General features: G+C 70.2%; 10 protein-coding genes. 5 read left to right on the forward strand and 5 right to left on the reverse strand.

Translation table 11 applies throughout. The features are described from left to right. A partial coding sequence (locus QN357_RS15940) for a nuclease-related domain-containing protein (RefSeq protein ID WP_323505185.1) occupies positions 1-688 on the reverse strand: 688 nt, incomplete at its 3' end. A 309-nt stretch (positions 689-997) separates the two neighbouring features. On the opposite strand from QN357_RS15940, the gene QN357_RS15945 reads away from it, so the two are divergent. Beyond that, the gene (locus QN357_RS15945) at positions 998-2,110 is read left to right on the forward strand and encodes a hypothetical protein (protein ID WP_322136570.1); all 1,113 of its coding nucleotides are present in this window, start codon (positions 998-1,000) and stop codon (positions 2,108-2,110) included. Between the two features lies 1 nt (position 2,111). On the opposite strand, the gene QN357_RS15950 is transcribed toward QN357_RS15945, so the two are convergent. The 4 genes from QN357_RS15950 to QN357_RS15965 form a co-directional block, all read right to left on the reverse strand. Continuing rightward, positions 2,112-2,414, reverse strand: a complete 303-nt coding sequence (locus QN357_RS15950) for a DUF427 domain-containing protein (protein WP_134449713.1) — start codon at positions 2,412-2,414, stop codon at positions 2,112-2,114. 62 nt (positions 2,415-2,476) lie between these two features. Continuing rightward, the gene (locus QN357_RS15955) at positions 2,477-3,058 is read right to left on the reverse strand and encodes a hypothetical protein (RefSeq protein ID WP_134449714.1); all 582 of its coding nucleotides are present in this window, start codon (positions 3,056-3,058) and stop codon (positions 2,477-2,479) included. 20 nt (positions 3,059-3,078) lie between these two features. Beyond that, entirely contained in the window at positions 3,079-4,350 is a 1,272-nt protein-coding gene (locus QN357_RS15960) for a hypothetical protein (protein ID WP_322136571.1), read from the reverse strand. Positions 4,351-4,415: 65 nt separating this feature from the next. Next, positions 4,416-4,850 (reverse strand): EVE domain-containing protein, encoded by a 435-nt coding sequence (locus QN357_RS15965; RefSeq protein WP_241984918.1) that lies wholly within the window; start codon positions 4,848-4,850, stop codon positions 4,416-4,418. A gap of 42 nt (positions 4,851-4,892) precedes the next feature. Between QN357_RS15965 and QN357_RS15970 the strand changes: the two genes are divergently transcribed. The 4 genes from QN357_RS15970 to QN357_RS15985 form a co-directional block, all read left to right on the forward strand. Next, positions 4,893-5,456 (forward strand): hypothetical protein, encoded by a 564-nt coding sequence (locus tag QN357_RS15970; RefSeq protein ID WP_322136572.1) that lies wholly within the window; start codon positions 4,893-4,895, stop codon positions 5,454-5,456. Further along, entirely contained in the window at positions 5,453-6,091 is a 639-nt protein-coding gene (locus QN357_RS15975) for a DUF1684 domain-containing protein (protein WP_134560823.1), read from the forward strand. The genes QN357_RS15970 and QN357_RS15975 overlap by 4 nt, the downstream gene beginning before the upstream one ends. A gap of 290 nt (positions 6,092-6,381) precedes the next feature. After that, positions 6,382-8,061 (forward strand): DEAD/DEAH box helicase, encoded by a 1,680-nt coding sequence (locus tag QN357_RS15980; RefSeq protein ID WP_322189275.1) that lies wholly within the window; start codon positions 6,382-6,384, stop codon positions 8,059-8,061. 134 nt (positions 8,062-8,195) lie between these two features. Continuing rightward, positions 8,196-8,509, forward strand: a 314-nt coding sequence (locus QN357_RS15985) for a GNAT family N-acetyltransferase (RefSeq protein WP_416347627.1), incomplete at its 3' end; no start/stop codon positions are given.

Genomic DNA, 8,509 nt, shown 5'->3' on the forward strand with positions numbered 1-8,509 from the left:
GAATGTAGACGCGGCGCTGTCGGCTGGCGGCGCGGACCTCCGCGTCGAGGGCCTGGAAGCGTTCGATCAGGTCGTCGCCGGTCTCGACGGGCACGTTCGCCCACATCGCCGGGTTGTCGAACAGGTCGGTGAACCGGCCGCACTCGTTCTGGTCGAGGACGACCGGGAGCGCCTCGAGCCAGCCGACGAGGTCGTCGACGCCGAGCACCGTGACGAACGGCGGGCGAGCCCTGACCTTGACCTCGCGGGCGCCGACGAAGACCACGGTCGGCCGGACCGGTGCGGTCTGGGCGCGCCGGTCGCTCATCAGGTCGGTGATGTGGTTCGCCTCGAACTCGGCGTGGCGGAGGTAGGGCACCGTGCGTCCGTTGACGGTCAGCACGGCCTTGTCGACGAGGATGCGTGCCGAGCGGTGCTGTTTCGCGTTGACCGTGATCACGCCACCGGGGCCGACGATCAGGTGGTCGATATCCCAGCCTTCGAGGCCGATCGGAAGCGCGTGGAAGATCGTCCAGTCGGAGCTGAGCGCCTGGAGGCTCTTCCCGACAGCGATCTCGCCGAGTGCGGCCAGGTACCAGCCCTCGCAGCGTTTGCCGAGCGGGGAACGCCCGCGGAAACGGTGCCACGCTGAACGCACGGGCGTTCCGGTCTGCTCGCGCAGCAGCTTGTCGATCACGGATTCCGCCATCCGCCGCCTGTACATGCCGCCGCCGCTGAGCCTCACCATGTCTGTCGGTCCGATACTTTTACTACGCGCGATCGCAAATCCTGTCAGCCAATTGTCCCCCCGAACAAGGGCGTGTCCTTACTCAACGGGATTATGCGGTTCGGTCGGCCCCCTCACGTACCTCTCCTGGGCACGCCGGCCCGAGGCCGGAACGAACGAAACGCACGCGCCTGACGGCCCCGCGCTGCCCTCTTGCGGCACGTCACTCCGACTCCGGTATTCTATTGAGAGGACAACTGTCCGTTCAACAGAGGCCCGAGGGGAACGATCATGCCGGCTTCCCCTCGTGCGTTCCGGAGAGTCCTGCGGACCGGGCGGGCCCCGCTGACCAGCTTCGGCATCCCCTTCGGGCTTTCGGGCCTTGCCGGCACCTGGACGATGGCCGCGGGAGTCCTCGGCACGCCCGCTGGGATCGGTGAGGCCCTGTGGGTGTTCGCGCTCGTCGCCTGGGTTGCGGTCCTCGCCAATTACCTCGTGCGCAGCCGGAACAACGGGGGGACGATCCGGGCGGACCTCGCCGACCCGGTGCAGGCACCGTTCGCCGCCCTCGCGCCCACAACCGGGATGCTGCTGGGCACCCATGTCGCTGTATCCCTGTCCGCGGGTTCCGGTTCAGGGCATCCGCTTGCGGGGGTACTGCAGGGATCGCCCGCCGGGCTCCTGGTCGCGCTGGTGCAAGGGGTCGTCGTCGGGTTCCTGGTCGTGGCGCTCGTCTTCGGGGCGTGGTCTGTCGCGCAACTGGCTCTCCGGATGCGCGACATCGACACACTCCATGCCGGGTACTTTCTTCCGACGGTCGCCGCCGCCTTCATCGCAGGGCAGTCGGCGGGAACGTTCGGCTGGACGACGCTGAGCGTCGCTTGTATCGGGGTCGGGCTGCTGTTCTGGATGCTGCTGGGTGCGCTCATCCTCGGCAGGATGGCGTTCCGTCCCGCCCTTCCTGCCCGCCTGCTGCCGACGTTCGCGATCTTCTCCGCCCCGCCCGCGGTCGCGGGGAACGCCTGGTTCGCCTCCAACGGCGGCCGGCTCGACACCCTCGAGACCGTCCTGCTCGGGACGTTCGTGCTGCTGATCCTCGTGCAGGTGATGATGCTCGCCGCCTACTGGCGGCTCGGGTTCGACCTCGGCTTCTGGGCGTTCACCTTCACGGCCGCGGCGAGCGGGACCTACGCCCTGCACTGGATCGGAGATGCCGCAGCGCCCGGTGCCGGGACCGGGTCGGCCGTGAACCTGGGGGCGTCGGGGGACTGGGTGTCGGCGGTCGCCGGAACCGGCATCCTCGCCACCGTGACCCTCGTGATCGGCAGTATCGCCGTGCGCTCGGTCGGGTACCTCGTGCGGGCACACGCCCGCTCGACGCACGCACCGCAGGCGCGCGTCTGACCTACTCGGTGACGGAGATTTCCTTCCAGAAGGCGACGTAGCCGCTGTAGTCCTGGCCGACCCGGTCGAACGAAGCGGGGTACGGCGTCGGGTAGCTCCAGGCGCGGTCCTGCAGGAGGGCATCGCCGTCTTTGAGGCTGAAGTACTGGCATTCGCCCTTCCACGGGCAGGTGTACGGCGTCGCGCTCTCCACGAGGAAACCGGGCTTGACGCTCTCCGGCGGGAAATACCAGTTGCCCTCGATCTTGACGAGGTCGGACTGGGGGGCTTCGGCGATCGTGGTGCCGTTGAATACTGCCTTCATGGGGTGCTCCTGGTTCGGTCGGTGAATCGGGCTGGTGCGAGGCGGTTGCGGATGATGAAACGTCAGGCCGGAAACCGGAATTCCCGGACACGGCGAATCTCGGCGGATTGCCGGGCGGCATCCGTGGCCGTGTGCGGCCGGGCGAGGTCGATGGCGGAGCGAACCTCGTCGCCCCGACCGGCCGCGCCGAGGGCCACGGCGGTCTCGGACGCGCTCACGAGGTGGCGGAGGGCACGATGGAGTCCGAGGAACCCGGCGGAGGGGGCGGCAGCCTCCGGCGAGCAGTGGTCGATTCCGAGGCGGGCGAGTTCGTCGATCACTTCCCCGGCCAGGAGGAAGTCTTCGACTGCCGGGCGCGGGGAACCGTCCCGGCGCTGCTCGCCGACGGCGATCACGGCGACGGAGAACCGGTCGGCCTTCTCGGACTGACGCGCGAGCACCCACTCGGCGACGCGCGCCGGGTTGCCGAGGTCGGCCACGATCACGCGGGGCCCGCCCAGGGGCGTGGCCGGTGCCGTGTCGCCGACGGTGGGCAGGGCATCCGCGAGGATAATCACGTCCGCGTCCCCGGCGAGCGCCTGGAACCCGGCGAGACCGACGTCGAAGCGGACCTGGTACTTCTGCTGGGGCAGGAATTCACTCACCGGGAAAGGCTACCCGTCGGTCAGGCGAAGCGAGCGTCGTAGCGGGCGAGGGCGTCGGCATCCGTTGCGAGGGTCATCGCCCGGCGCGCGGCGTCGAGCGCGGTCACGGGGTCGGCCTCGGCCTCGGCGAGGGCGACGAGCCGCTCGGATTCGGCGAGGCGGGTGCGGGCCTCCGCACCGACCCGGCCGGGGTTGGCCGAGATGAAGCCGCGGGTCACAGTGCCCTGGCTGCGCGCGGCCAAAAGCGCGCCGGCGAGCGCGGCCCGCGCGTTGTCGAGTCGCAGCTGCTGGTTGCGAGCCTCCGACCGGGTGACGTCGAGCCCGTCGAGCACCTCGCGCAGCCGGGCGAGGTCGGCGGCCGGGTCGCTCACCCGCGACGGATGCCGCAACTCGGCCACGATCGCATCGGCGGCCGTGATCACCCGGTTCAGGTCGGCTGCCGCGACGGACTCCTCGTGCCCGTCGCGCAGGGTGCGCGCCTCGGATATCTCGGCGTCCGCGGAGTCGAGTGCGGCGCTGAGGGTCGCATAGCCGATGTGGAGCTGGTCCTCTCCGGTCTCGATCGCGTCGAGGAGCTTGCCGGCATGGAAGAGCCCGAGCTCCGCTGCCGAGAGCTCATCGCCGATCGGGTAGCCGGGGACGGCCGCGAGATGAGCGGCGGCGGCATCCGTGGCCTGTTTCGCCTGTCCGAGGGCTGTGCGGGCCTCGGCCACGTTGCCGCTGAACGCGGCGAGCGCGGTGGGGGCGTAACTGAGCCGGAGCCTGTCGATACTCGCCGCGCCCGCTGCGACCCGATCGGTCACCCGATCCACGCGCCGGGTGAGCTGCTCGAGGAGGAGCGGGGCGTCGCGCTCGCGGCCTCGGCGGGCGGTGAAGGCGCGGTCCTGTTCGGCGAGGCGGGTCGTCGCCTCAGCGGCGAGCGCGATGATCTGCTCGGTCCAGCGTCGGCGTTCGGACTCGGTGTCCGGAACACTGTCGTCGAGCTTCTGCTGCAGGGCGAAGGCATCGCGCAGCTGGCGGCGGGAGATTTCGAGGGCCGCGGCGAAGTCCCGGGTCGCCGCCTCGCCGAACTGGGCGACCGCGAACCCGAGTTCGTCGGTCGCGGCGCCGACCTGGTCATCGGCCCGCACCAGGGAGATCGCTGCGGCGCGTGCGCGTTCGGCGACCACCGCAGCTTCGGCCTGTTCGCGGTCGCGGCGACGACGACGAGCGGATGCGACGACGAGGGTCACCCCGAGGACCACGAACGCGAGAAGTATGGCCGAGGGCACCCACCAGAGATCGCCAGTCATAGCCGCGAGTCTAATCAACGCGGCTGGGGCGAGCGGGAGCACCCGTGAACATGCCGTGCCGGCGCCTACATGCGGCGCATCTGCCGCCGGATCACGTCGTAGTCGTGCCGGGAGATCTCGAGCAGCCCCCGGCGGAGCTGGTAGCCCCAGTCGGGATCCTCCCGGGTGAACTCGAGCACGTTCAGGAGCGGGCGGATCGACGTGCTGACGGCATCCGTGTCGTAGTCGATGCGCCGCCGCCACGGCACATAGGTGCCGGAGGGCGTCTCCGGGCTCCGGAATTCGTACGCGTTCCCCTCGGCGACGAACCCGATCGCGGTGAACTCGCGCAGCAGCTCGCCCTCGACGGCGGTCTTCGGCGAGTAGTACACGACGCCGTCGCTCTCCCGCATGCCCTCGAGCGTGGTGCGCAGCCGGTAGCCGGCCTGCGCGAAGCCCATGGCGACGCCCCGCTGCACGTTATCGCGCTGCGCGACCCCGAGCCAGTACCGAATTGCCACTCCTCAGTTGTACTGCATGCCCCAGCGCCACAGACTGGGGGCATGCGTGTTCTCCTGAAAGAAATCCTCGATTGCCCGCCGGATGCCGCGTGGCGCGCCCTGCAGAGCCCCGCCGTCTTCCGCGAGGTGAGTTCGCCCCTCATCAGCGTGGAGTCGCTCGAGGCCGACGGCTTCCCCTCGATCTGGGAGCCCGGCGAGCACCCGGTCGAGCTGAGCGCGCTCGGCCTCCTGCCGATGGGCAAGCAGGTGATCCGGCTGCAGATGTCTACCGAGCGGCGCGACGGCGTGCGCATCGTGCGCGACACCGGCCGGGGCGTCTCCGGCGCCCTCGAGGCCGTGACGCTCTGGGACCACCGGATGGCGGTGTCGGCAGACCCGGCCGGCACCGGCAAGACGCTCTACCGCGACCAGCTCGTCTTCCGCACCGGCGCGCTCACCCTGCCGAGCTGGCCGGTGTTCTGGGCGATGTGGCAGTGGCGGATGCTGCAGCTCAAGCGGCTGGCCCCGACCTGGCGTTTCGACGTGGGCGTCGACGCGGTCGACGCCGCATCCGCTGCCCCTGACGAATCCGACGGGGATTCTGCGCCGACGGAGGTGTCGGCATGAGTTCGACGCTGGGCGCCCTGCAGCTCGCCGACTGGCGCCGCCGCGTGACCGGACTGTATGCGGGCGTGCGCCAGCTGAGCGTGCAGAACCCTGCGGCGGGGCACGAGCTCTGGCGGAGCGGGCGCGACGACCTGTTCGCGGGGCATCCGTCGTCTCCGCTGCTGCCCGACGATCGGTCCGCGTTCACGGGGCTCACAGTCGCGCCGTACGACCCGGACTGGCGTTTCGAGGTCGAGGTGCACCGGGCGCCGGAGCCGCACCGGATCGCGGTCGAGACCGGGACGGACGGCACCGTGCCGTTCGACCTGGTCGGCATCGTGCGGCTGCCCTACCTCGGCCCGATCGACCTGTGGCGACTGGGCAGCTACGGCGGCGGCCTGTTCCTGCCGCTCAAGGACGGTCTCGCCGGACGACCCGGCGGAACCTACGGCGGCGGGCGCTACCTGCTCGACACGATCAAGGGTGCAGACCTCGGACCGGGGGTCGGCGACGACACCCTGATCCTCGACTTCAATTTCGCATACAACCCGTCCTGCGCCTACGACCCGATGTGGGCGTGCCCGCTCGCGCAAGCCGGCAACACGGTCGCGGTGGACGTACCCGTCGGCGAGTTCTACACCGGCGACCGCGACTAGAACGCACCGAGCGGGGGTTCCTCGGAGGGTGCTTGACAGCATCCGCTAGACTGAAACCACTTGCGAATGCATCGCTGCGCTCGCTGCGTCGTAGAACGCCCTCTTCTTGTTGCGGCGGCACACCTGCCTGGTGGGCCGAGCGCATATTGCGAATGAACATTCTTACGGCGAACGGATGTGCCCATTGGCACCTTCGCCATGTGAATCCTCCTGGCTCCGAAGCCTGCATTCCCTCACTCGGGGTGCGCACACGGTTCGATGGAGGGCTCTGATGCCTGAAAGGCACCACTTTGTCTGAAACTTCCTTCGGCGCGCTTGGCGTGCCGGCTCCCCTCGTTGCCGTCCTCACGGCGCAGGGAATCGACAGCCCCTTCCCGATCCAGGTCGACACCCTCCCCGACACCCTCAAGGGCCGGGACGTGCTCGGTCGCGGCAAGACCGGCTCCGGCAAGACCCTCGCGTTCGCCATCCCGATGGCCGCGCGCCTCGGCGGCAAGCTCGCCGGCGGCAAGCGTCGCCCGGGCCGCCCGCTCGGCCTGATCCTCGCGCCGACCCGCGAGCTCGCCACCCAGATCACCACCGCACTGACCCCCTTCGCCGAGGCGTACGGCCTCAACACGACCACCATCTTCGGCGGCGTCTCCCAGGGCCGTCAGGTCTCCGCGCTCAAGGCCGGCGTCGACATCGTCGTCGCCTGCCCCGGACGCCTCGAAGACCTGATGAAGCAGGGCTACGTCAACCTCGACTCCGTCGAGATCACCGTGCTCGACGAGGCCGACCACATGGCCGACCTCGGCTTCCTCCCCGTCGTCACCCGCATCCTCGACAAGACGCCGAACGGCGGCCAGCGCCTGCTGTTCTCGGCCACCCTGGACAACGGCGTCGACAAGATCGTCCGCAAGTTCCTCCACAACGAGGTCCTGCACTCGGTCGACGACTCGAACAGCATCGTCTCCGCGATGACGCACCACGTCTTCGAGATCGACAACGCCGAACAGAAGAAGGCCCTGATCGAGAAGCTGGCCTCCGGAACCGGACGCCGCATCCTCTTCATGCGCACCAAGCACCACGCCAAGAAGCTCGCCAAGGCGCTCACCGAGGCGGGCATCCCCTCGGTCGACCTGCACGGCAACCTCTCGCAGGTCGCCCGTGACCGCAACCTCGCCGCGTTCAGCAACGGTGACGTGAGCGTGCTCGTCGCAACGGATGTCGCCGCTCGCGGCGTGCACGTCGACGACATCGAACTCGTCATCCACGTCGACCCGCCGGCAGAGCACAAGGCGTACACGCACCGCTCCGGCCGCACCGCCCGGGCCGGGCACGCCGGTGACGTCGTCACCCTCGTGCTCCCGGAGCAGCGTCGCGACACCGCAGACCTGCTGCGCAAGGCCGCCATCAAGGTGACCCCGCAGCGGGTGACCGCGGACTCCCCCGCCGTCGCCGCCCTCGTCGGCGAGGTCGCCGCATACGTCAAGCCGGCGTCGCGCACCGAGCAGCCGCAGCAGCAGCGCCAGTCCCAGGGCGGTCGCTCGCAGGGCGGTCGCTCGCAGGGCGGCCGTTCCGAAGGCGGTCGCTCGCAGGGCGGCCGTTCCGAGGGTGGTCGCTCGCAGGGCGGTCGTTCCTCGTCCTCAGACGGCGGACGCTCGCAGGGCGGCAGCCGTTCCTACGCCTCCTCGTCGTCATCCGACACCTCGCGCTCGTCCGACGGGCAGCGCTCGCGCGGCCGTGACGACCGCGAAGGCGCCAGCACCGCGCCCGTTCGCGGCAACCGCGGCAGCCGCAGCAACGACGCCGCCTCGGCCGGCGGAGCACGCCAGGAGCACTCTGGCCGCCCGGCGGCATCCGGTCGCAGCCACGCCCCGCAGGGCTCCGGTCGCTCCGGCGGCATCCAGGTCGGCGGACTCGTCCGCGGATCCGGCTCGGGAGCCGGCGGCGCCCGTCGCTCGGCGCCGCGCCGCGCGCAGGGCTAAGCAGCACCAGCACGCAGGGCTAAGCAGCACCAGCACGACATCAACGGGCCGGACTCCACCAGGAGTCCGGCCCGTTTGTCTGCCCGGACCGGGCGCGGTAAACCGGTGTCCCCCGGCTGGGTTAGGGTCAGATTATGGACACCACCACCGTCGTTGTTCGGCCCGTCGAAGAAGCGGACGCCGAGAGTCTGGGCCGTGTACACGCCCTCTGCTGGCACGAAACCTACGACCACCTGCTGAGCCAGGCGGCCCTTTCCCAGCTGCGGCCGCAGCGCCTCGCCGCCATGTGGCGCCGGTTCACCACCCAGGGAGCGGAATACCGCCAGGTCGTCGCACTCGTCGACGGAGAGGTCGTCGGCTTCGCCGGCAGCGGCCCCGCCCGCGACGAGAACGCCCCCGCCGCCCACGAGCTGTACTTCATGTACCTGCTCGAGGACAAGCACGGAAG

It is taken from the genome of Cryobacterium sp. RTC2.1, from assembly GCF_035018685.1.
GTDB lineage: Bacteria > Actinomycetota > Actinomycetes > Actinomycetales > Microbacteriaceae > Cryobacterium > Cryobacterium glucosi.

What these genes read in the sequence shown, in the direction of transcription:
- QN357_RS15945 (WP_322136570.1), top strand. Translation starts at nt 998, where the DNA reads ATGCCGGCTTCCCCTCGTGCGTTCCGGAGAGTCCTGCGGACCGGGCGG.
- QN357_RS15950 (WP_134449713.1), bottom strand. Translation starts at nt 2,414, where the DNA reads ATGAAGGCAGTATTCAACGGCACCACGATCGCCGAAGCCCCCCAGTCC.
- QN357_RS15960 (WP_322136571.1), bottom strand. Translation starts at nt 4,350, where the DNA reads ATGACTGGCGATCTCTGGTGGGTGCCCTCGGCCATACTTCTCGCGTTC.
- QN357_RS15970 (WP_322136572.1), top strand. Translation starts at nt 4,893, where the DNA reads ATGCGTGTTCTCCTGAAAGAAATCCTCGATTGCCCGCCGGATGCCGCG.
- QN357_RS15975 (WP_134560823.1), top strand. Translation starts at nt 5,453, where the DNA reads ATGAGTTCGACGCTGGGCGCCCTGCAGCTCGCCGACTGGCGCCGCCGC.